This is a genomic window from Stenotrophomonas sp. 80084_Sma (genome assembly GCF_056481995.1).
The window spans coordinates 1,587,355-1,610,063 of record NZ_CM151177.1 but is presented as its reverse complement, the minus strand read 5'-3'; the positions used below and the strand labels follow the sequence as shown (position 1 = coordinate 1,610,063).

At 66.6% G+C, this 22,709-nt stretch carries 19 protein-coding genes and 3 tRNA genes; 9 read left to right on the top strand and 13 right to left on the bottom strand.

Going from position 1 to position 22,709, the window contains the following annotated elements; all coding sequences use genetic code 11:
* Nucleotides 1-5: 5 nt before the first annotated feature.
* From rlmB to rnr, 3 genes are all read right to left on the bottom strand, one after another.
* Nucleotides 6-749 carry a 23S rRNA (guanosine(2251)-2'-O)-methyltransferase RlmB gene (gene rlmB / locus ACZK3W_RS07520; protein ID WP_005408775.1) on the bottom strand — a complete coding sequence of 248 codons (744 nt, stop codon included), beginning with the start codon at nt 747-749 and terminating at the stop codon, nt 6-8.
* A 93-nt stretch (nt 750-842) separates the two neighbouring features.
* On the bottom strand, nt 843-1,337 hold the full coding sequence (locus ACZK3W_RS07515; protein WP_164080700.1) for a GFA family protein: 495 nt from the start codon (nt 1,335-1,337) through the stop codon (nt 843-845).
* 94 nt (nt 1,338-1,431) lie between these two features.
* Nucleotides 1,432-3,897 (bottom strand): ribonuclease R, encoded by a 2,466-nt coding sequence (gene rnr, locus ACZK3W_RS07510; RefSeq protein ID WP_478450615.1) that lies wholly within the window; start codon nt 3,895-3,897, stop codon nt 1,432-1,434.
* A gap of 128 nt (nt 3,898-4,025) precedes the next feature.
* Between rnr and ACZK3W_RS07505 the strand changes: the two genes are divergently transcribed.
* Nucleotides 4,026-4,110, top strand: a tRNA-Leu gene (locus tag ACZK3W_RS07505).
* 54 nt (nt 4,111-4,164) lie between these two features.
* Here the strand turns inward: ACZK3W_RS07505 and ACZK3W_RS07500 are convergent.
* From ACZK3W_RS07500 to ACZK3W_RS07490, 3 genes are all read right to left on the bottom strand, one after another.
* Nucleotides 4,165-4,551 (bottom strand): cupin domain-containing protein, encoded by a 387-nt coding sequence (locus ACZK3W_RS07500; protein ID WP_032127914.1) that lies wholly within the window; start codon nt 4,549-4,551, stop codon nt 4,165-4,167.
* 75 nt (nt 4,552-4,626) lie between these two features.
* The gene (locus ACZK3W_RS07495; RefSeq protein WP_478450614.1) at nt 4,627-5,454 is read right to left on the bottom strand and encodes an AraC family transcriptional regulator; all 828 of its coding nucleotides are present in this window, start codon (nt 5,452-5,454) and stop codon (nt 4,627-4,629) included.
* A gap of 79 nt (nt 5,455-5,533) precedes the next feature.
* Nucleotides 5,534-6,094, bottom strand: a complete 561-nt coding sequence (locus ACZK3W_RS07490; RefSeq protein ID WP_132809718.1) for a helix-turn-helix domain-containing protein — start codon at nt 6,092-6,094, stop codon at nt 5,534-5,536.
* A gap of 20 nt (nt 6,095-6,114) precedes the next feature.
* On the opposite strand from ACZK3W_RS07490, the gene ACZK3W_RS07485 reads away from it, so the two are divergent.
* Both ACZK3W_RS07485 and ACZK3W_RS07480 read left to right on the top strand, forming a co-directional pair.
* Nucleotides 6,115-7,107 (top strand): DMT family transporter, encoded by a 993-nt coding sequence (locus tag ACZK3W_RS07485; RefSeq protein WP_458073666.1) that lies wholly within the window; start codon nt 6,115-6,117, stop codon nt 7,105-7,107.
* Between the two features lie 38 nt (nt 7,108-7,145).
* Nucleotides 7,146-7,230: transfer RNA gene (locus ACZK3W_RS07480), tRNA-Leu, on the top strand.
* A gap of 78 nt (nt 7,231-7,308) precedes the next feature.
* Here the strand turns inward: ACZK3W_RS07480 and ACZK3W_RS07475 are convergent.
* Complete coding sequence (locus tag ACZK3W_RS07475; protein ID WP_285302814.1) at nt 7,309-8,055, bottom strand: sulfite exporter TauE/SafE family protein; 747 nt, start codon at nt 8,053-8,055, stop codon at nt 7,309-7,311.
* Between the two features lie 99 nt (nt 8,056-8,154).
* On the opposite strand from ACZK3W_RS07475, the gene ACZK3W_RS07470 reads away from it, so the two are divergent.
* The 3 genes from ACZK3W_RS07470 to ACZK3W_RS07460 all read left to right on the top strand — a co-directional run bounded on the left by ACZK3W_RS07470 (nt 8,155) and on the right by ACZK3W_RS07460 (nt 9,793).
* Nucleotides 8,155-9,054 carry a LysR family transcriptional regulator gene (locus tag ACZK3W_RS07470; RefSeq protein ID WP_285302815.1) on the top strand — a complete coding sequence of 300 codons (900 nt, stop codon included), beginning with the start codon at nt 8,155-8,157 and terminating at the stop codon, nt 9,052-9,054.
* Nucleotides 9,055-9,104: 50 nt separating this feature from the next.
* Nucleotides 9,105-9,189 (top strand) — tRNA-Leu (locus ACZK3W_RS07465).
* 325 nt (nt 9,190-9,514) lie between these two features.
* Nucleotides 9,515-9,793 carry a hypothetical protein gene (locus ACZK3W_RS07460; RefSeq protein WP_285302816.1) on the top strand — a complete coding sequence of 93 codons (279 nt, stop codon included), beginning with the start codon at nt 9,515-9,517 and terminating at the stop codon, nt 9,791-9,793.
* A 110-nt stretch (nt 9,794-9,903) separates the two neighbouring features.
* Here ACZK3W_RS07460 and emrB read toward each other — a convergent pair whose 3' ends face one another.
* The 4 genes from emrB to emrR are packed head-to-tail and all read right to left on the bottom strand — an operon-like array spanning nt 9,904 to nt 14,621.
* Nucleotides 9,904-11,490 (bottom strand): multidrug efflux MFS transporter permease subunit EmrB, encoded by a 1,587-nt coding sequence (gene emrB / locus ACZK3W_RS07455; protein WP_032127920.1) that lies wholly within the window; start codon nt 11,488-11,490, stop codon nt 9,904-9,906.
* Nucleotides 11,491-11,497: 7 nt separating this feature from the next.
* On the bottom strand, nt 11,498-12,676 hold the full coding sequence (gene emrA / locus ACZK3W_RS07450; protein ID WP_125893864.1) for a multidrug efflux MFS transporter periplasmic adaptor subunit EmrA: 1,179 nt from the start codon (nt 12,674-12,676) through the stop codon (nt 11,498-11,500).
* 11 nt (nt 12,677-12,687) lie between these two features.
* On the bottom strand, nt 12,688-14,181 hold the full coding sequence (gene emrC / locus ACZK3W_RS07445; RefSeq protein WP_049463707.1) for a multidrug efflux transporter outer membrane subunit EmrC: 1,494 nt from the start codon (nt 14,179-14,181) through the stop codon (nt 12,688-12,690).
* A complete protein-coding gene (emrR, locus tag ACZK3W_RS07440; RefSeq protein ID WP_032127923.1) occupies nt 14,178-14,621 on the bottom strand; it encodes a multidrug efflux system transcriptional regulator EmrR in 444 nt (147 codons plus the stop codon). The genes emrC and emrR overlap by 4 nt, the downstream gene beginning before the upstream one ends.
* 172 nt (nt 14,622-14,793) lie before the next feature.
* Here emrR and ACZK3W_RS07435 point away from each other — a divergent pair, with 172 nt between their 5' ends.
* Nucleotides 14,794-15,675 carry a helix-turn-helix domain-containing protein gene (locus ACZK3W_RS07435; RefSeq protein WP_049399506.1) on the top strand — a complete coding sequence of 294 codons (882 nt, stop codon included), beginning with the start codon at nt 14,794-14,796 and terminating at the stop codon, nt 15,673-15,675.
* 60 nt (nt 15,676-15,735) lie between these two features.
* A complete protein-coding gene (gene parC / locus ACZK3W_RS07430; protein ID WP_182267510.1) occupies nt 15,736-17,979 on the top strand; it encodes a DNA topoisomerase IV subunit A in 2,244 nt (747 codons plus the stop codon).
* 287 nt (nt 17,980-18,266) lie between these two features.
* Here parC and bfr read toward each other — a convergent pair whose 3' ends face one another.
* On the bottom strand, nt 18,267-18,755 hold the full coding sequence (gene bfr / locus ACZK3W_RS07425; RefSeq protein ID WP_004151115.1) for a bacterioferritin: 489 nt from the start codon (nt 18,753-18,755) through the stop codon (nt 18,267-18,269).
* A gap of 123 nt (nt 18,756-18,878) precedes the next feature.
* On the opposite strand from bfr, the gene ACZK3W_RS07420 reads away from it, so the two are divergent.
* Complete coding sequence (locus ACZK3W_RS07420; protein WP_293791286.1) at nt 18,879-21,206, top strand: penicillin acylase family protein; 2,328 nt, start codon at nt 18,879-18,881, stop codon at nt 21,204-21,206.
* Between the two features lie 82 nt (nt 21,207-21,288).
* Here the strand turns inward: ACZK3W_RS07420 and ACZK3W_RS07415 are convergent, their stop codons facing one another.
* Nucleotides 21,289-22,677 (bottom strand): cation:proton antiporter domain-containing protein, encoded by a 1,389-nt coding sequence (locus ACZK3W_RS07415; protein ID WP_041864491.1) that lies wholly within the window; start codon nt 22,675-22,677, stop codon nt 21,289-21,291.
* Nucleotides 22,678-22,709: the final 32 nt, after the last annotated feature.

The following is a 22,709-nucleotide window of genomic DNA, read 5'->3' as shown; positions in this document are numbered from 1 at the left end:
GCCGATCAACCGCGCTGGCGCACGGCCTCGAACAGGCTGACGCCGGCGGCGACGGAGACGTTCAGGCTCTCGATCTCGCCCGGCATCGGGATCTTGACCAGGCCATCGCAGTTCTCGCGGGTCAGGCGGCGCAGGCCATCGGCTTCACCGCCCAGCACCAGCGCGATGTTGCCCTTCAGGTCCAGCTGGTACAGCGAGGCGGTGGCTTCGCCGGCCAGGCCGTAGATCCACACGCCCTGCTTCTGCAGGTCCTTCAGGCAGCGCGACAGGTTGGTCACCGCCACCACCGGGATCAGATCGGCGGCACCCGCCGAGGTCTTGCGCACGGTGGCATTGACCGTGGCCGACTTGTCCTTGGGGATGATCACTGCAGTGGCGCCGGCGGCAGCGGCCGAGCGCAGGCAGGCGCCCAGGTTGTGCGGGTCCTGCACCTCGTCCAGCACCAGCAGCAGGGCCTTGCCCTCGGCTGCAGTGACCAGGCCTTCCAGCTCGTTCTCGCTGTAGGTGCGGGCGGCGGCATAGCGCGCGGCCACGCCCTGGTGGCGTACCGAACCGCCGACACCGTCCAGCGCCTGGCTGTTCACCTTGCGCACGTCGATGCCCTTGCGGCGGGCGTTTTCCTCGATCTCGGTCAGGCGCGGGTTCTTCGCACCGGCCTCGACCAGCACTTCGCGGACGTTCTCGGCGTCGTTCTCGATGGAGGAGGCGACGGCGTTGACGCCGACAATCCACTGGCTGTTCTTGCTCATGCGGGCGGGGACCGGAAAGGGGGTGGCTATGGTAGAGCATCGGCGCCGACCGCGCTGCGCGCTCGCCGGGCACGGCCCGGCGCTACCCGCCGCTCAGCCTTCGGCGGAGCGGCTGCGCGGCGGCCAGTGCGGGGTGTCGTGGTCGGGGTGCTGGTGGGACACGATGGTGGCCAGGAAATCCAGCGCCGCGATGTCCTCCTCGGTGCGCCGCGCCGGCAGGCTGGCCAGGCTGTCGACGAAGGGCAGCTTGCGTTCGACTCCGTACTGGATGGTCGGTGGCAGGCGTTCGGGTTGGTCAAAGGCACCAGCGGCCACGGCCACGCCGTCGGGGGCTTCATAGGTCAACGGGGTACCGCAGTCGGCGCAGAAGCCACGCCGCACCACGTTGGACGACTGGAAATAGCGTGGCTGGCCGCGGGTCCAGCTGAACTGCACGCCGCGCACCGACACCAGCGGCGCGTAATAGGCACCGAAGGCCTTCTGGCACATCCGGCAGTGGCAGATCGAGCTGTCGGTCAGCTCGCCTCGCGCCTGGAAGCGGATCGCGCCGCACTGGCAGCCGCCGCTGTATTCGGGTTGGCCCTGCATGCGATGTCTCCTGGTAGTGACGGCCGCTGGCCGGCAACCCGTCGGTGCCGAGGGTGCCATGGATGCCGGCCAGCGGCCGGCACTACCACGGTCATCAATATTTCTCTTTCTTCCGCTTGGCCGGCTTGCCACGCTCGGGCAGCGGCGGCAGGCCATCGCCTTCATCCTCACCCTTGTGCTCGACCAGGCGGAAGTCGATCTTGCGCTCTTCCATGCTGGCCTTCAGCACCAGGATGCGCACGCGGTCGCCCAGCCGGTAGCTGCTGCCACGGCGCTCGCCGGTCAGCGTCTTGCGGGTCGCGTCGAACTTGTAATAGTCCTGCGGCAGCTGGGTCACATGGACCAGGCCCTGCACCTTCGACTCGTCCAGCTCCACGAACAGGCCGAAGCTGGTCACGCCGCTGATCACGCCATCGAACTGGCCGCCCACGTGCTTTTCCATCCACGCGGCGCGGTAGCGCTCGTCGACCTCGCGCTCGGCCTCATCGGCACGGCGCTCACGCTCGGAGCACTGCAGCGCCAGCGCAGCCATTTCGCGTGCGTTGTAGGTGAACTTGTCCAGCGGCTTGCCGGACAGCGCGTGCTTGATCGCGCGGTGCACCAGCAGGTCAGGGTAGCGACGGATCGGCGAGGTGAAGTGCGCGTACGCCTCCAGCGCCAGGCCGAAGTGACCGTGATTCTCCGGGCTGTATATCGCCAGGCTCTGGCTGCGCAGCAGCACCGATTCCAGCAACGTGGCATCAGGACGGTCGCGGATCTTCTTCAGCAGCTTGGTGTAATCGCCCGGACGCACCTTGGACCACGGCGGCAGGCTCAGCTTGAACTCCTTGAGGAATTCCAGCAGGTCGGCGTACTTGGTTTCCGGCGGCTTCTCGTGGATGCGGTACGGGGCCGGCACATGGCGCGACAGCAGGTACCTGGCCGCCTCGACGTTGGCCGCGATCATGCATTCCTCGATCAGCTTGTGCGCGTCATTGCGCACCAGCATGCCGGCCTGGGTGACTTCACCGCGGTTGTCCAGCACGAAGCGCACTTCGCTGCTTTCGAACTCGATGGCGCCGCGCTTGGCACGTGCCTTGGACAGCACCTTGTACAGCTGGTGCAGGCGCTGCACCTGCGGCAGCAGGTCGCCCATCCAGGCCTTGGTATCGGCATCGTCCTCGCCCACCGCCTTCCACACCTGGGTGTAGGTCAGGCGCGCGTGCGAGTTCATCACCGCCTCGTAGAAGCGCGAACGCGTGACCAGGCCGTCGCGGTCGATCTGCATGTCGCAGACAAAGCACATGCGGTCGACCTTCGGCATCAGCGAACAGATGCCGTTGGACAGCGTCTCCGGCAGCATCGGCACCACGAAGCCCGGGAAGTACACCGAGGTGGCGCGCTTCTGCGCCTCCTCATCCAGCGGCGTGCCGGGGCGCACGTAGTTCGAGACATCGGCGATCGCCACCACCAGGCGGAAACCCTCGGCATTCGGCTCGCAGTAGACCGCGTCGTCGAAGTCCTTGGCATCCTCGCCATCGATGGTGACCAGCGGCGTGCTGCGCAGGTCGACGCGGTCGCCGATCATCGCCGGTTCGACCACCAGCGGTACCGAGGCGGCTTCGTCCAACACTTCCTGCGGGAACTCGAACGGTAGCTCATGACCGTGGATGGCGGTTTCCACCACCAGCGAGGCGGTCAGCTTGTCGCCGAGCACGGCGATGATGCGGCCGATCGGCGGGCGGCGGCTGTCCGGCGCCTGGGTCAGTTCACAGACCACCAGCTGGCCATCGCGCGCACCACCGGTCTGGTCCGGCGGCACCTGCACGTTGCGCTGCACGCGCTTGTCGTCGGGCACCACGTAGTTGATGCCCATCTCGATGCTGAAGCGGCCGATCAGGCGGGTCATGCCGCGCTCGAGCACGCGGGCGATGCTGCCTTCGCGACGGCCACGATGGTCGATGCCGGTCACACGGGCCAGCACCTTGTCGCCGTGCATGACCTTGCGCATTTCATACGGCGGCAGGAACAGGTCGTCACCGCCCTCGACCGGGCGCAGGAAACCGAACCCTTCCGGGTTGGCGATCACCACGCCAGTGACCAGGTTCAGGGTCTGGATCGGGGCGAAACCGCCGCGACGGTTCTGCACCAGTTGGCCGTCGCGGACCATGGCACCGAGCCGGCGCGACAGCGCCTCGGCCCGGTCCGGCGCGGTCAGGCCCAGGCGCGCGCCCAGTTCTTCGGCGGTCTGCGGCCCTTCGCAGCGCTCCAGCAGGGCCAGGATGGCCTCGCGGCTGGCGATGGGTTGTTCGTACTTCTCGGCTTCGCGGGCGGCATAGGGATCGTCGATCACCTTGCCGGTCGGCGGCAGCTTGCGGCCCGGGGCCGGGCCCGGAGCGGCGGCATCGGCGCTGCGGACCTTGCGACCACGCGGTGGTGCGCCGCCTTCATTCAATTCGGGGAACCAGCCCGGCAACGGCTTGCCCGGCTTGGTGGTGCGGGCCGTGCCCGCCTTGGCGCCCTTCTTCGGGGCCTGGCTGCGGGAGGTGCTCCCGCCCTTGCTTGGTTTTTTGGTAGTCATCGCCCTACATGGTAGCCGCTGACGGCGTGCAGAACGGGTCAGCGGCTGTCTTGAAGGCCTTGCATGAAAAATATTCAGGAAGTCGTTGACAGCCTGCGGATTCATCTTCACAATTGCGCCTCTGGAACGCCCAGGTGGCGGAATTGGTAGACGCACTAGTTTCAGGTACTAGCGGGTAAAACCGTGGAGGTTCGAGTCCTCTCCTGGGCACCACTGATAAAGAACCCCTGAGCGATCAGGGGTTTTTTGTTGTCCGGCGCCTCCGCCTCATATCCAGACATCGTTCTGCGCAGTGCGCTCGCCGCGCGAATCGCCCGTATTGAGCACGCCTCGCGGCTCGACCAGCATCAACCACACTTCGTGATCGGCACAGGTTCTGTGCTCCACCCCTTTAGGCACGACGTACAGTTCGCCTCGTCGCAGCAGGATGTGCCCGTCGCGGAATTCGATGCGCAGCTCTCCCTCAACCACCAGGAACGCCTCATCAGTGTCGGCGTGCACGTGCCATACGAATACGCCCTCGATGCGTACGATCTTGAACTGGTAGTCATTCATCTCGGCGATGACCTTGGGTGCCCACTGTTCGGTAAACAGCGCAAATTTCCGGGCAAGCGAGACCGGCTGGGGCAGAGGAGAGGGATCAAGGTGTGACATGCGGATGCTCTTGGCGACATGGAAGAGGAAGCATGGAAAACTCCGCCGTGGGGTTCTTGTACGATCGTGCAACGATCAACGGCGCCGGCCGCGCATGCCCATCCGCTTGAGCCACAGCGCAGGCGTGACCCCGTAGGCAAGCAGGAACTGCCGCGCCATGTGGCTCTGATCGAAGAAGCCCGTATCGAGTGCAGCCGAGGCGATTGATTGCCCGGCCAGCAGGGCCCTGCGCACCCTGTCGAGCCGCCGAAGTGTCAGGAACCGATAGGGGCTGGTACCCAGCAGCGCGCGAAAATCACGACTCAGCTGCCAGCGATCCATGTCGCTGACCTGCTCCAGCGCATCCAAGGTCACCTGCTGTCCGAGCCTGTCCATCAGGTAAGCGCGGGCCCGCTCCACCCCGGCCGCATCGGGCCTGCGCATGGCACGCGGGCGCCCGGCCACCGCGACAAGGCTGTGCGATAGATCATAGAGCGCGTCAGCCTCTTCCATGGGATCCAGGCAGGCCTGTAGGTGCGCCAGTAGAGGCAGAATCGCGGCCCTCAGGCGAGGGTCGCTGGATACCCCCCCCCCCTGCACGAAGGGAAGCGGCGCACCGCCAAGCACCTGTTGCACCTGCCAAGGTGAGACATAGGCCATCCTGTAGCGGAATCCGGCGGCCGTGCCCGCCTCACCATCGTGCAGTTCATCAGGATGCAGCACGAGCACCGATCCAGGCACGCCGTGCCGCCGTGAGCGCTGATACTGGAAACTCTGCACCCCAGCCAGCGTGAATCCGATGGCATAAGTGTCATGTCGATGAGGCGCGTAACCGTGGCCTTCGAAGAACGCCTCGATGCGCTCAATGCCACCGTCACCCTCCCCGCGCTTGACCCAGTCACCTGGCGAAGCCTTCTCAGTCATTTCCACGCTCCATCAGGCACCACCACTCCAGCATGGATGTCGGCAGGGATTCTCTTACCAGCGTTCCGGTCGTCCGGGTTCAGCGATGCTCGATCAACATCACCGCGGTGACCGGTTCCGACATCGCCTCCAGCACATGCGCGACATCGGCCGCATAGCTGATGTAGTCGCCCGCCCCCAGTTCGACGCACTGCCCCACTGGCCCCAAGCGCGCGCGGCCACTGCATAGCACCACGTGCTCCACCGTTCCCGGCGGATGCGGTGCGGATTCACGGATGGATGCAGGCTCGACCACGACCCGATAGATATCGCGGCGCGCCCCCGCGGGGCACGCGGCCAGCAGATGCACGACGTAATCAGCCTGCTCGGAGGCCAAACGAGCGCCCTCTCCAGCACGTATCACCTGCACCGGCTGCTGCGGCGGAGCGATCAGCTGCGATACCTGAACCTCCAGCGCCGAGGCCAGCGCCCACAGCGTTTCAAGGCTGGGATTGCCAATACCAGCCTCCAGCTGGGAAAGCGTGGACTTGGCAACGCCAGCCCGCTTGGCCAGCTCAGAAACAGACACCCCCAAATGCTCGCGCTCCCGCCTGAGGGCACGGGCGAGGACATCAATGGGCGCGAACTTGGATGAAGACATGAATACTCCATATCGAACGAATGTTCGACTTGACGAACACTAGTGATCACTTCTATCTTAGCGGCCAATCGTTCGACATATCGAACACCGCTGGAGGTGGCATGCAGTCCATCCGCGTTGGCGCGTTGCAGATGGCGGCAGCGATGGTGATATCCGGCAGCGTGGGTTGGTTCGTGGTGGAAACCGGACTGCCCGCGCCGACCGTGGTGTTCTGGCGCTGCCTGCTGGGCGGACTGGCCATGCTGCTGGCCTGCGTCGTACTGCGCCTGCCGCTAGGGGATGCGCGCAAGCGGCGCTGCCTACCCTGGATTCTTGCTGGCGGTGCAGCCCTGACCCTCAACTGGATCTGCCTGTTCTCCGCCTACCCGTATGCGTCGATCGGCGTGGTGACCGTCACCTATCACACCCAACCGTTCCTGCTGGTGGCCCTTGGCGTGCTGGCCTTCGGCGAACGCCCACGCCCCGCTCAGTGGGGCTGGCTGCTGCTGGCCTTCGGCGGCGTGGTGATGATCGTTGTTGCCACCCCCTCAGGCACCACCCCTTCGGCCAACTACTTCACTGGCATTCTGCTGGCGCTGGCGGCCGCCCTCCTCTACGCCATTGCCGCAGCCATCGGCAAACGACTGGTGGACGTGCCCACGCCCGTGGTCGTAACGGTGCAGCTCCTGATGGGCAGCCTGTTGCTGCTGCCCTTCGCGCGCTGGCCGGGCGACGCTCCGTCGCATGGATGGGCACTGCTGCTGACGCTGGGCTTCGTGCATACTGGCATGATGTCGACGCTGTTGTACTCAGCCCTGAAGAAACTACCGACCCTGCTGGTTGGCGTCCTGTCCTTCCTCTACCCGGTCATCGCCATTGCCATCGATGCGGCGGCATTCGGCCATGTGCTGGGGCCGGCCCAATGGATGGGCAGCGCGGCGATCCTCGGCGCCGTCGCCGGCATGAACCTGCTGCGGGCGGGCGGAATGCAGGGCGGCACAGCGAGTGACGCCGAACACGACCAAAAGTGTTGACACCCCCGTAACAACACCCCATAATCTCGCTCCTCGACGCCCAGGTGGCGGAATTGGTAGACGCACTAGTTTCAGGTACTAGCGGGTAAAACCGTGGAGGTTCGAGTCCTCTCCTGGGCACCACGTCGAGAATGAGAAAAACCCGCGAAAGCGGGTTTTTTCATGCCCGTGATTCGGCATCGCCGCGACCGGCAGCCGGCATCACAACAGCGGCCGCAGCACCAGCTCCAGCCCCAGCAGCAGCAGGAAACCCAGGAAACAGGCGCGGAACACCCGCGCACTGATGCGCTGCCGGATCACCTGCCCCAGCCACATGCCCAGCAATGCCGGCAGCACCGCCAGCGTACTCAGCCCCAGCTGCTGGATGCCGAATGCGCCGTGCAGCACCAGGCCAGTGGTCAGCGAAATCGTCGACACAGTGAACGCCAGTCCCAGCGCCTGCACCAGCTCCTCGCGCTGCAACCCCAGCGACTGCAGGTACGGCACCGCCGGCATCACGAACACGCCGGTGGCGCCGGTCACCACACCCGACAACGCCCCCACCAGCGGCCCCAGCCATCGCTCGCGCCGCTGCGGCACGCGGAACACCGGCGCAAGCAGGGCATAGGCCGCATAAACCACCAGCGCAACGCCCAGCGCAACACGCGACAAGGTGCGATCGACCCGCACCAGCAGCGCCGCCGAACCCAGCGTCACCACCACCACGGCCAGCATCATCGGCCACAGGCGCCGCACGATGTGGCCCAGCGATGGCCCGGACAACAGCTGCCACGCATTGGTGACGAAGGTGGGGATGAACAGCATCGATGCCGCCGCCACCGGCGACAGCACGCCACCGAGCAGACCCATCGCCACTGTCGGCAAGCCCATGCCGGTCACGCCCTTGACCACACCGGCCAGCACGAACACCACCACCAGCAGCACGTAGAAGTACATCGATTCATTCATGCCTTCATTGGATCGGCCGGCCGCTCGGCGCACAATGCGGTCTTCCCGGCCTCGCCTTCGGCTGATCCGAAGGCGCAGGCGTTGCGATGAGGGCATCACATGCGGATGGATATCGCCGACCTGCGCCTGTTCCTGGCCATTGCCGAGGCGGGCAGCATCACGGCCGGTGCCGCGCAGGCAAACCTGGCACTGGCTTCCGCCAGCGAACGCCTGCGCACGATCGAAGCCGATGCCGGCACCGTACTGCTGAACCGCCATCCGCGCGGCGTCAGCCTGACCGAAGCCGGTGCCGCTCTCGCCCACCATGCACGTTTGATCCTGCAGCAGCAGGCGCAGCTGCGCGGTGAACTGCAGGCGTTCGCGCACGGTGCGCGCGGCACCCTGCATCTGTATGCCAACACCGCAGCGCTGACCAACTACCTGCCCTCGCGGCTCGCACCGTGGCTGGCCGAACGCCCGCGCCTGCACGTGGAGCTGCTGGAGCGCACCAGCCCCGAAGTCGTGCGCGCGATCAGCGCTGGCCAGGCCGAGGCCGGCATCATCAGCGATGCGGTCGACGCTGCCGGCCTGCAGCAGCATGTGGTCGCCGAAGATCCACTGGTGATGCTGCTGCCCGCAGACCACCGCTTCGCATCGCAGCGCAGCGTGGCCTTCACCGATGTTGCCGGCGAGACCTTCGTCGCACTGGCCGATGGCAATGCACTGCAGACCTACATCGAGGACCAGGCGCGCGACATCGGGCGCCGCCTGGACGTACGCATCCGCATGAAGACCTTCGAAGGCGTATGCATCATGGTCGGCCACGGCATTGGTGTCGGCATCGTGCCGCGGACCATCGCCCGCCAGCATCGGCGCAGCACGCATACCGTCGGCGTACCGCTCGCCGATGCATGGGCACAGCGCCGCCTGTGCGCCTGTTTTGCCGAGTGGGCGCAGTTGTCATCGGCGATGCGCAGCCTGCTGCTTCACCTGGGCGTACAGCCGCAGAAAAAGGTGTGAAATGTTGTTGACACATCTTCTGTCGCTCCCCATAATTCATCTCCTGAGTCGCCCAGGTGGCGGAATTGGTAGACGCACTAGTTTCAGGTACTAGCGGGTAAAACCGTGGAGGTTCGAGTCCTCTCCTGGGCACCATGACTCAAGATGATCAAACCCGCGAAAGCGGGTTTTTTCGTTTCCGGGATTTGGCGAACCTGGCATCGCATCTACCGCTGGAACTGTCGTATCTCGCACCACCCGGCAGTCGCCTGCTGCTGCATATCTCCTCCCGGCGCGTCGTTACCAGGCCTTGAACGGCCCCCTTTTTGGGGCGGATTTCACGTTAGCCGTTCAATTCGTACTTTTCCTAGTCGAGATTTACCCGATTCCTTTTCGGTGGAAGGCAGATTTACAGAAGCCGGTTGCAGGTGTATCGCCACGACCTGACCAGCGCCCTCCCCCTTCCCCAAAGGACGCACCCATGCAGCGCAGCATCATCTGCCCTCACTGCCATACAGGCTCGAACCACGGCGTACGCGTATGCGTGGGATGCCAGGCCGAGGTCCACTACGGCGCATCGAAGGAGGCCGTAATGCTGGTCTTTGTTGCCGCCATCATCTGCGGCGCACTGGTCGGCAGCCGATTGCAGGCCACTGCTGGCTGGCTCACATGCGGCGCCGTACTTGTGGCGGGAATGTGGGCCATCTCCCGATTGTTCCGCGATCGGGTGGAGTTCAAGCGCGTCTATCGCACGCGCTGAACCTGCGCCACGGCAGGACCCCAAGGGCAGGGCCTGTGCGACCCGCGGTGCACAAACAAAAACCCCGCCTTGCGGCGGGGTCAAAATACAGCACGTGTTTCCAGGGAGTTTCAGTGTCCGCCACCGGCGGCCGCACCTGCGCCTGCGCCAAACGGCGGTTTGGCCAGCCACAGGAACGCGATGATCGCCAGGAAGATCCAGCCCAGCAGGAAGAAGATGTCGTTGAAGCCCATCTGCGATGCCTGGTGGTTGATCATGTTGTTCAGTACCGCTGCGCCATGTTGCAGGTCGCCCTGCCCCATCGCTGTCACCTGGTCCTGCATGCCCGGCTGATAGACCGAGATGTGCTCGGTCAGGTCGGCGTGGTGCACCTGGGTGCGCCGCGCCCACAGCCACGTCGTCAGCGACGCCGCGAAGCTGCCGCCCAGCGTACGCAGGAAGGTGGCCAGGCCTGAGCCCGCCGCGATCTCGCGCCCATCCAGGTCCGACAGCAGGATCTGCAGCACCGGCATGAAGAACAGCGCGACGCCGATGCCCATGATCAGCTGCACGCCCGCCACATGGTTGTAGTCCACCTGCAGGTTGAAGTTCGAACGCAGGAAGCTGGTCATCGACAACACAATGAACGCAATCGTAGCCAGCATGCGCATGTCGAAGCGCGATGCATACTTGCCCACGAACGGGGTCATGATCACCGGCAGGATGCCGATCGGCGCTGTCGCCAGGCCCGCCCAGATCGCGGTGTAGCCCATGTCACGCTGCAACCACTGTGGAATCAACAACGCCACGCTGAAGAACGCCGCGTAGGCCACCACCATCGCCAGCGTACCGGCGCGGAAGTTCCGATGCCGGAACAGCTTCAGGTCGACGATCGGATCCTTGTCGGTCAGTTCCCAGATCAGGAACACCGTCAGCGTGACCACGGCCACACACGCCAGCACCACGATCTTCATCGACGAGAACCAGTCCTCGTCGTTGCCCAGGTCGAGCACCAGCTGCAGCGCACCGACACCGATCACCAGGGTGACCAGGCCGACGTAGTCCATCTTCGGCTTCTCGATGTGCTCCGGGCGCCCCTTCAGCTGGTTGCCCACAACGAGCGCAGCGAAGATGCCCAGCGGCACATTGATCAGGAAGATCCATTCCCAGCTGTAGTTGTCGGTGATCCAGCCACCGAGAATCGGGCCGCAGATCGGCGCCACCACCGTGATCATCGCCAGCAGCGCCAGTGCCTGCCCGCGTTTCTCCCGTGGATAGATCGAGACCAGCAACGACTGCGTGATCGGGTACATCGGGCCGGCCACGAAACCCTGCAGCGCACGCGACAGCACCAGCATGCCCATGCTCTGCGCCAGGCCGCACAGCAGCGAGGTGATGACGAAGGCCAGCGTGGCCCAGACGAACAGCTTGCGTTCGCCGAAGCGGCGGCTGAGCCAGCCGGTCAGCGGCAGCGCGATGGCTGTGCTGACCGCGAACGAGGTGATGACCCAGGTCGCCTGCTGCGAACTGGCGCCGAGGTTACCGGCGATGGTCGGCAGCGAGACGTTGGCGATGGTGGTGTCGAGCACCTGCATGAACGACGCCATCGCCAGGCCGACGGTGCACAGGGCGACGCTGGGCGGCAGGAACCCGGAGGCCGCACCCGGCGCCGCCGGGGCGCCCGGAGCACCGGGCGCGGCTGGAGCTTGTGCGGACATGGCGACCTCAGCCCACCTTCGCCTGCTGCGGCAGGTTGCCCTGGATGATCGTGTGGATCACCTCGTCGGCATCATGCAGCTGCTTGGCATACACGTCGGTGTCGAACACCGTGCCCTTGGCCGGGGTGCTCGGCAGCACTTCGCCCTTCTGGTCGCGCAGGCTCACTTCGGCCTTCATCGACAGGCCGATGCGCAGCGGGTGTTCGGCCAGCTGCTTGGCATCGATGGCGATGCGTACCGGCACGCGCTGAACGATCTTGATCCAGTTGCCGCTGGCATTCTGCGCCGGCAGCAGCGAGAACGCCGAGCCGGTGCCCAGGCCCAGGCTCTGGACGCGGCCCTTGTACTTCACGTCACCGGCGTACAGGTCCGACTTCAGCTCCACTTCCTGGCCCAGGCGCATGTGGCGCAGCTGGGTTTCCTTGAAGTTGGCCTCGACCCACATCTGCTCGGTCGGCACCACCGCCATCAGGGCATTGCCCGGCTGCACGCGCTGGCCGACCTGCACCGAACGACGGGCGACGTAGCCGGTGACCGGCGCAACGATGCCGGCGCGGGCGTTGTTGAGGAAGGCCTGGCGCAGCTGCGCGGCGGCGGCCTGCACATCCGGCTGGGTGGCGATCACGGTATCGTCGACCAGCGCGCGGTTGCGCTCGACCGTCTCGCGCGAACCGGCCACGGCCGCTTCGGCAGCGGCCAGCTCATCGCGGGCGTGGGCCAGTTCTTCGTTGGAGATGGCGCCGGTGGCGGCCAGATCCTTACGGCGGGCGAAGTCGTCGCGCACGCGCTTCAGGGTCACCTGGCGGGCGTTCAAGTCCGCCTGCGCACCTTCCACGCTGCGGTACAGGCCGCGGGTCTGGCGCACGGTCTTGGCCAGGTTGGCTTCGGCCTGCTGCAGGGCTACTGCGGTGTCGGACGGATCCAGCTGCACCAGCAGCTGGCCGCGCTCCACGCGCATGCCGTCATCGGCGTTGATGGCGACTACGGTACCGGCCACCAGCGGGGTGATCTGCACCTGGTTGCCCTGCACGTAGGCGTCGTCGGTCTCTTCGAACCAACGGCCGAACATGAAGTACCACAGCGCCAGTGCGGCAAGCAGCAGCACGACGATCACGAACAGGCCGCGCAGCAGGTTGCCGCGGCGGTTGGGGGCGGCCGGGGCCGCAGTGTCTTGGGTCTGGCTCATGGCGGAAGTCTTCAGGAATGCGAGGAATCGGAATGGGAGGCGATCGGTGCGCGGTCGGCGTCAGAGGGCTGGAAACCACCGCCCAGCGCCTTGCTCAGGCGCACCGAGGTCTGCACCTGCTGCGACTGCAGGCCGGCCAGCTGCTGCTGCGACTGCAGCAGGGTGGACTGCGCGGTCAGCACGTCCAGGTAGCTGCCGATGCCGGCGCGGTAGCGCTGCTGGGCCAGGTCGAAGGCCGAACGTGCGGTATCCACCGCCTGCTGCTGCGAATGCGCCTGCTGTGCCAGCGAACGCACCGCGTTGACCTGGTCGGCCACGTCGCGCAGTGCATCGAGCACGGTCTGGTTGTAGTTGGCCACCGCCAGGTCGTACTGCGCATCGGTGTTGGCCAGGTTGGCGCGCAGCTTGCCGCCTTCGAAGATCGGCAGGCTCAGCGCCGGTCCGATGTAGGCGAAGGTCGAACTGCTTTTCAGCAGATCGCCCACGTTCGGTGCGACGACGCCAGCCAGTGCGGTCAGGTTGAAGCTCGGGTAGAACTTGGTCCTGGCGACCTTGATCTGCTTGTCGGCCGCTTCCACGCGCCAGCGCGCGGCAACGATGTCCGGGCGACGACCCAACAGTTCGCTGGGCAGCACGCCCGGCAGCTGCAGCGCCATCGGATTCAACGCCTGCGGGCGCTGGATCGACAGGCCACGGTCCGGACCCTTGCCGACCAGCGCGGCCAGCGCGGTGCGGGCCGCATCGATGCGCTGCTGCGCGGCCTGCACCTGCTGCTGCGCGGCGGGCACGCGGGCCTCGGCCTGGCGCACCTGCAGATCACTGTCGATGCCGGCGCTGCGGCGTTGGCGGGTCAATTCCAGCGACTTCTGCGAGCGGCCCAGCTCTTCTTCGGCCACGTCATTGAGCTGCCATGCATACGCCAGGTCGGCATAGGCCTGGGTGATGCCGGTGGACAGGTTCAGGCGTGCAGCCTGGGCTTCGACAGTGGCGGCATGGGCGCCGTCCACGGCCGCTTCCCAGGCAGCGCGCTTGCCGCCCCACAGGTCCACGCCATAGCTGAAATCAAACGCGACCTGGCTGCTGCCAGCGTAATGGCCACCCATCTCGCTGCCGGCCATCGACTCGGGCAGGCGCAGACCGGTGTAACCACCGGACACCGACAGGCTCGGCAGGCGATCGGCACGCGCGGTACCGACCTGCGACTGCGCCTGGCGCAGGCGCGCATCGGCAGCGTCCAGGCTCGGGTGGCCAGCCAGGCCCTCGGCGACCAGCGCGTCCAGCTGCGCATCGCCCAGTGCCTTCCACCAGTCCTGCGCCGGGAAGCCGGTGGCGCTCAGGTCGGTGTCGGCCAGGGTGCGTTCGCTGTGCAGGCTGTCCACGTCGAGCACGTGGCCCTGCGGGTTGAGGCCACGACTGCTGGCGCAGGCGGCCAGGGCCAGGGCCAGCGCTGATACCAGCAGCGCGCGCCCGGACCGGCGGAGAGTGGATTGCGGGATCGGGTTCATGGGGTCGTCAGGGAATCGCGGATTCGGGTGAGGAGGGACAGCAGCTGCGTGCGCTCGTCGGCGGAAAGATCACGCAGGGCGTAATCCATCACCGCGTCGCCACGCAGCTTCAGCCGCGCCCACAGTGCGCGGCCTTCATCGGTCAGCACGATCTGCAGCGCACGCCGGTCCTGGGCATGCGGTTCGCGGCGGACGCAGCCCAGCGACTCCAGCTTGTCCAGCAGGCGGGTCACCGCACTGGGCACCTGGTCGATGGCCTGGGCCAGCTCGTTGGCCGTGCACGGAGCCATGTTGGAAAGCACCTTCAGCCCGATGTAATGGGTGAAGCCGATACCCAGGTCTTCTTCAGCCATGGATGCGTCGAGTTGACGGACCAGGCCGTCGCGCACCTGGCGCAGCAGCAGGCCGAAGCTGGGGGGAGTGGTTGCAGGACAGATCATGGGGGAGCATTCTCTTCCAAAAAAAATATTTCTCAATGGAAATATTCGATCTGGCATCGAATGCTGTGTTGCAGCAGCGGGCTGGATCAACGAAGGCGCCTACCTTAATGATCTGGTCAGGTGGCCCGGTAGTACAATTCAGCCAATGGATGACACATTTCAGCCAGCGGATATGATGAACAAGGCAGAAATCCCCCCTCCCAAGCGGTTGCTGCGCGACGACGCCCTGGATTGGTTCGAGCGCAATGACGGGCCACCGGTTGTCGCCTTCCGCTTCGACAGCCCCTTGGGCCTGGTCCGTGAAGTGGACTGGCACCACCATCAGCGCGCGCAGCTGATCTGCGTCGAACGCGGCCTGTTGACCACCCGCACCTCGCACGGAACGTGGTCACTGGCGCCGGGCTCGGCCGGCTGGATGCCGCCGCTGGAGCCGCATACGGTCACCCTCGACGGCCCGCTGCGTGGCTGGGGCATGGCGCTGGCCGCACCGGCCTGCGCCACCCTGCCCGCCGATCCCTGCGTACTGGGCCTGTCCAAGCTGGCGCAGGCGCTGGCCGACCGCATCTGCGAATGGCCGCTGGGCTACGACACCACGCCCGAGCGCCAGCACATCATCGAGGTGCTGCTGGACGAGATCCGTACCGCGCCGCGCCAGCGCATGCACCTGCCGATGCCGCATGACCGGCGCCTGCTGAAGATCGCCTCGCAGCTGCTGGCCGACCCGTCCGACGAGCGCAGCCTGGCCGAATGGGCGCACTGGGCCGGACTGTCGCCGCGCAGCCTGACCCGCCACTTCCGCGACGAGACCACGCTCAGCTTCGCCCAGTGGCGGCAGCAGGCCCGGCTGTCCGAAGCCCTGCGCCAGCTGACCGACGGCCGCAGCGTGGCCGATATCGCCCACGCGCTGGGCTTCAGCAGCGCCAGCGCCTTCGTCACCGTGTTCCGCCGCCACTTCGGGCTGCCACCGGGGCGCTACCTGGCACGGGCCGGACACGGCCTGGAAACCGGGCTGGACCCTGCGCGCGGCTTGGCATCCCCCGCCGCATCCGGATAATCACAGGATTGCGAGCGGCGACCGCCGTCGCCGCCTCCCGACAACAGGTAACAACGCCGCATGACCGAACTTGCCCGCCCCGTGTTCCACGGATTCGAACAACTGCCGCTGCGCGAGTACGCCGAACGCGCCTACCTCGACTACTCGATGTACGTGGTCCTGGACCGCGCCCTGCCGTTCATCGGCGACGGCCTGAAGCCGGTGCAGCGCCGCATCATCTATTCGATGAGCGAGCTGGGCCTGAATGCCGCGTCCAAGCCGAAGAAGTCCGCGCGCACCGTCGGTGACGTCATCGGTAAGTACCACCCGCATGGCGACAGCGCGTGCTACGAGGCGCTGGTGCTGATGGCGCAGCCGTTCTCGTACCGCTACCCGCTGATCGAGGGCCAGGGCAACTTCGGCTCCAGCGACGACCCGAAGTCGTTCGCGGCGATGCGTTACACCGAATCCAAGCTGACCCCGATTGCCGAAGTGCTGCTGGGCGAACTGGGCCAGGGCACCACTGACTGGGCACCGAACTTCGACGGCACCCTGCAGGAACCGACCTGGATGCCGGCACGGCTGCCGCACCTGCTGCTGAACGGCACCACCGGCATCGCCGTGGGCATGGCCACCGACGTGCCGCCGCACAATCTCAACGAGATCGTCAGCGCACTGCTGCACCTGCTGGACAACCCCGATGCCAGCGTGCGCGACCTGTGCGAGCACGTGCAGGGCCCGGACTATCCGTCCAGCGCCGAGATCATCACCGCGGCCAACGATCTGCGGAACATCTACGAAACCGGCAACGGCAGCGTGCGCGCACGTGCGACCTTCACCAAGGAAGCACACAACATCGTGGTCACCGCGCTGCCGTTCCAGGTGTCGCCGTCGAAGGTGATCGAGCAGATCGCCGCGCAGATGCGCGCCAAGAAGCTGCCGTGGCTGGAAGACATCCGCGATGAGTCCGACCACGCCAACCCGGTGCGCGTGGTGCTGGTGCCGCGTTCCAACCGCGTCGACGCCGAGCAGCTGATGGGCCACCTGTTCGCGACCACGGACATGGAACGCAGCTACCGCGTCAACCTCAACGTGATCGGGCTGGACGGCCGTCCGCAGGTGAAGAACCTGAAGATGCTGCTCAGCGAATGGCTGACCTTCCGCAGCAACACCGTCACCCGCCGCCTGCAGCACCGCCTGCAGAAGGTCGAGCGCCGCCTGCACCTGTTGGAAGGCCTGCTGGTCGCGTTCCTCAACCTGGACGAGGTGATCCACATCATCCGTACCGAGGACGAACCGAAGGCCGCGCTGATCGCGCGCTTCGGCCTGTCCGACGACCAGGCCGAGTACATCCTGGAAACCAAGCTGAAGCAGCTGGCCCGCCTGGAGGAGATGAAGATCCGTGGCGAGCAGGACGAGCTGGCCAAGGAGCGCGAGAAGATCCTCGGCATCCTCGACAGCAAGGCCAAGCTGAAGAAGCTGATCCGCGACGAACTGACCGCCGATGCCAAGAAATTCGGCGACGCGCGCCGTTCGCCGCTGGTGCAGCGCCAGGCCGCGCAGGCCATCGACGAGACCGAGCTGGTGCCGAGCGAGCCGATGACCGTCGTGCTGTCGGAGAAGGGCTGGATCCGCGCCGCCAAGGGCCACGACGTCGATGCGTCCGCCCTGTCCTACCGTGATGGTGACGCCCTGCAGGGCGCGGTGCGTGCGCGCAGTACGCAGCAGGTCGCGTTCCTCGACAGCGAGGGCCGCGCCTACTCGACGCCGGTGCACACCCTGCCCTCCGCGCGTGGCAACGGTGAACCGCTGACCGGCCGCTTCTCGCCGGCCGCGGGCACCAGCTTCGTGACCCTGGCCAGCGCCGAGCCGGACACCCGCTTCGTGCTGGCCTCCACCCACGGCTACGGCTTCGTCACCCGCTTCGAGAACCTGATCGGCCGCAACAAGGCCGGCAAGGCGATGCTGAACCTATCGGCGGGTTCGTCGGTGCTGACCCCGTCGGTGGTCGCCAACGTCGCCACCGACCGCATCGTGGCAGTGACCAGCTCCGGCAACCTGCTGGCGATTGCCGCCAACGACCTGCCGGAACTGGACAAGGGCAAGGGCAACAAGATCATCGAGATCCCCAAGGCCAAGCTCGCCACCGAACGCGTGGTCGCCATCGTGGCCATCAGCCCGGGGCAGACCCTGCAGGTGCGCAGTGGCCAGCGCACGATGGGCCTGAAGTTCAACGAGCTTGACGCCTACCTCGGCGCCCGCGCCACCCGCGGCCACCTGCTGCCGCGCGGCTGGCAGAAGGTGGAAGGGCTGTCGGTGGAATAAAGGCTGGGGCCTTGCTCCTGGTGGGTGTCAACCTTGGTTGACACGCCTTGCCGGAGACCAGACACGAAAAAGCCGGGGCATTCCCCGGCTTTTTCGTTGTCGGCTGGCGGGCGGTGGAGCGGCTGGCTGGCGAAAGCTGGCTGGCGATGCTCCGGTGCTGGCGGGCGACAGAACGCTGTGCTTCTTCTGGTAGAGCCGACCGCTGGTCGGCTGTCTTTTGAAGAGCAGCCGACCAGCGGTCGGCTCTACCGGGTGGTCACCGGGCATGGCCCGGCGGCGCCTGCGGCTCAGTGCGCCGGAGCGCCGTTGCCGTCGATCTTGCTCAGCTGGTACAGCTCCAGGCCGATGCGCTTGATCAGGCCCAGCTGCTGCTCCAGCCACCAGGCGTGGTCTTCCTCGGTGTCCTTCAGCTGCGCCAGCAGCATGTCGCGGCTCACGTAGTCACCCTTCTCTTCGCACAGCTTCATGCCGGCGGCGAGATTGTTCCGAACCGCGTATTCAGTGTCGAGATCCTTCTGCAGCATCTCTTCCACGGTCTTGCCCGGCTCGGTGGCATGCGGGCGCATGTCCGGGTCGCCGCCGAGGAACAGGATGCGGCGCAGCAGCGCGTCGGCGTGCTGGGTTTCCTCTTCCATCTCGTGGTTCAAGCGTTCGTACAGCGCGAACAGGCCCTGGTCCTCGTAGCGGCGGGAATGGATGAAGTACTGGTCGCGGGCAGCAAGCTCGCCGCGCAGCAGTTCCTTCAGGCAGGCGATGACGTCCGGGTTGCCTTTCATGGGGGGCTCCTGTGAATCGATGTGGCATAGGGTGCCGCATTTCAAAATACGGTGATCTAATCGGAATCAGTCGCAGTTGCGCCTGCGGCTACAATCGGCCCACGAGTTCGGAAAGGACGTGCGATGCGACGTACATGGCGTTGGGTGCTGGGTGTGTTGGTCGCCATCGTGCTGGTCACCGCACTGGCCCTGTGGCTGCTGCTGCGCGGCAGCCTGGCCGACCTGGACGGCGAGCATGCGCTGCCGGGCCTGGCCAAGCCGGTCACCATCGAGCGCGATGCGCTGGGGGTGGTCACCATCACTGCCGGCAGCCAGGCCGACGCGATGCGCGCACTCGGCCATGTGCATGCGCAGGAACGCTATTTCGAGATGGACCTGATGCGCCGCAGTGCCGCCGGCGAGCTGTCGGCGCTGTTCGGACCGAAGGCCATCGACGCCGACAAGCGCATGCGCGTGCACCGCCTGCGCGCCCGCACCGAGGCGCATCTGGATACCGCGCTGGGCGACAACGGCGCGGTCGTGCGCGCCTATGTAGATGGCGTCAACGAAGGCCTTACCGATCTCTCCGTGCGGCCATGGGCCTACCTGCTGCTGCGGCAGTCACCGCAACCGTGGCAGGCCAGCGACAGCGTGCTGGCCGGGCTGGCCATGTACGCCGACCTGCAGGACCCGAACAACCAGACCGAGCTTGCCCTCAGCCGCATCCGTGCGGTGGTGCCGCCGGCGCTGTACGCGCTGATTGCCCACGACGGCACCGAATGGGATGCACCGCTGTTTGGCGAAGCCACCGGCAATGCGATTCTGCCCGATGCCAGCCAGCTCGATCTGCGCACATTGAAGGGAAAGCCGGGCACCGAGCAGGAGGAGGCGGACGTCATCGGCAGCAACAACTTCGCGGTGGCCGGCGCACTCACCGCCGACGGCCGCGCGATCGTTGCCGACGACATGCACCTGGGCCTGCGTGCGCCGGGGCTGTGGTTCCGGGTGCGCCTGCGCTATCCGGACCCGCAGGCCGCCGGCGGCCAGGTCGACGTCACTGGCTTCTCGCTGCCTGGCCTGCCGGCGGTGATCGTCGGCAGCAACGGCCACGTCGCCTGGGGCTTCACCAACAGCTACATCGACACGGCGGACTACCGCACGGAACCGGCCAACGCCACGGTGACCGTGCACGAAGAACGCATCGCGGTGGCCGGCCAGGCCGACGTGCTGTTCCCGGTACGCGAAACCGCCTGGGGGCCGATCCTGCACACCCATGCCGATGGCAGTGGCGATGCCCTGCGCTGGGTCGCACACCTGCCCGGCGCCGTACGCCTGGATTTCGCTGATCTGGCCCGCGCCGGTGACCTTGACGGTGCACTGCACTTCGCCGACCGCGCCGGCATTCCCGCGCAGAACCTGGTGGTCGGCGACCGCAGCGGCCGCATTGCCTGGCGGCTGATCGGCGCCCGCCCTGACCGCGGCCCCGGCTGTGCGCCGGCCGGCTTCAATGCCGCCAGCAACCAGGACTGCGCGCCGTGGCCGATCCGCAGCGATGCCTCGCCTGCATTGATCGATCCCCCCAACCATCGCCTGTGGACCGCCAACGGACGCGTCCTCGACGGCGAGGCGCTGGCTACTGTTGGCAACGGTGGCTATGACCTCGGCGCGCGTGCGCAGCAGATCCGCGACCTGCTCGCCATCCAGGACCGCTTCGACGAACACGACCTGCTGGCGATCCAGCTCGATGATCGCGCCGTGTTTCTGCAGCGCTGGTGGGCGTTGCTGCATGACGTCATCGAACGCAGTGACGACCCTGCTCTGAAGCGCTTGAAGGCGGTCAGCCATCAATGGGGCGGCCGGGCCTCGGCCGGCTCGGTCAGCTACCGGGTGGTGCGCGCGTTCCGCACGCAGGTGATGGATACCCTGTCCGAAGCACTGCTGGCACCGGCCAACGCGCAGCTGGGCGATGACTATCTGGACCCGCGCCTGGCACAACTGGAAGGCGTGGCCTGGCCGATGCTGCAGCAACGCCCCGCCAACCTGCTGCCACCGGCCTACGACAGCTGGGACGCGCTGCTGCTTGATGCCGCACGCCGCACCGAGAGCGAGCTGGCCAAGCAGGGCCCGCTGGCCCAGCGCACCTGGGGAGAGCGCAACACCGCGGCGCTCTGCCATCCCATCGCGCGTGCATTGCCGGACATCGCCAAGCGCTGGCTGTGCATGCCCGCCGACCCGCTGCCCGGCGACCGTGACATGCCGCGCGTGCAGACGCCGAACTTCGGCGCCTCCGAACGCATGGTGGTTTCGCCCGGACATGAGGCCGACGGAATCGTGCACATGCCCGGCGGCCAGAGCGGGCACCCGCTGTCGCCGTACTGGGGCGCCGGCCACGAAGACTGGGTGCATGGGCGGCCGACACCGTTCCTGCCCGGCAAGGCGCAGCACACGATGACGCTGGTACCGGCGCGGTAGTGCCGGCCGCTGGCCGGCAACCTCATGATGCTGGACACACCAGCCTGGATGCCGGCCAGCGGCCGGCACTACCGTCCAGCGCTCAGCCCCGGCGTCGCTCGATCAGGTTCAGCAGCGGCCCGGTCATCGCCGTGGTCACCAACGCCATGATCACCAGCACCGCGAACAGCCGATCGCCGAGCAGGCCCAGCTCGTAGCCCAGGTTGAGCACGATCAGCTCCATCAGACCACGGGTGTTCATCAGCGCCCCCAACCGCCACGCTTCGCGCGTGGGCATGCCCGCACTGCGCGCGGCACTGAAGGTGCCCAGCAGCTTGCCGGCCGTGGCCACCGCGATCACCACCACGCACAACACGATATCGCTGGCCTGCAGCGCATCGGCGCGCATGCGCAGGCCGGTCATGGCGAAGAACAGTGGCAGCAGCAGGGTCACCGCGAACGGTTCGACGCGGGCCATCAACAGGTCGCGCAGCTGCGCGTTGGACGATACCGCGACGCCCGCAGCGAATGCACCGAACAACGCGTGGATGCCCAGCATCTCGGTGACCAGCGCACTCGCCAGTGACAGCAGCAGGATACCCAGCAACCAACGTCCCTCACGGCCCGGCGCAATCTGCTGGCGGGCAAACCACGGCTTCACCAGCCCCAGCATCAGCGCCACGAACACGACCACGCACAGCAGGTTGAGGCTGGCCGGCAACCAGCCGCTGGCCTGGGCGGCGGCGACGATCAAGGCCAGCAGGCACCAGGCGGTGGCATCGCCCAATGCCGCGCAGGCGATCGCGGTCTGGCCCAATGGCGTTTGTGTGATCCCACGATCGGCAAGGATGCGCAGCAACACGGGGAACGCGGTGATGCTCATGGAGATGCCGACGAACAATGCGAAAGCAGTAAAGCCCACACCCTGCGGACCGTGCTGCGGATACAGCCAGATCGCCAGCGCCACGCCGAGCACGAACGGCACTGCAATACCGGCATGGCTGACCGTGAAGGCGAAGCGCCGGCGGCCACGCAGCGCCGCCAGGTCCAGCTCGGCACCGGCTACCAGCAGGAACATCAGCACGCCCAGCTGGCTGAGCATGCCCAGCGGACCCAGCGAGCTGGCCGGGAACAACGCACCATGCAGCTGCGGCAGCAGGCTGCCGAGCACCAGCGGCCCCATCATCAGGCCAGCGGCCATCTCGCCGATCACCGCCGGTTGTCCAAAGCGCTTGAGCAGCGCGCCCGCGCCCTTGGCCACCAGCAGCAGCACCAGCAGCTGCAGCAGGAACAGGCCCAGCGGTGAGGCAAGGTGCTGCGCCCAGCTGCCTTCGGCGGCTACCGAGGCACGGGCGACCGCCGCAGGCGCTGCCGGCCCGGCATACCGCGCCAGTAGCACCCCGGCCAGCAATGGCACGCCGGCCCAGGCCAGATAACGCCATCCCCATTTCATCGGCGGCGCCTGGCCCCCGGTCTGTACGCCCATGAACATTCCCCAATGTGCAGGGGGCGATGATACGAAAA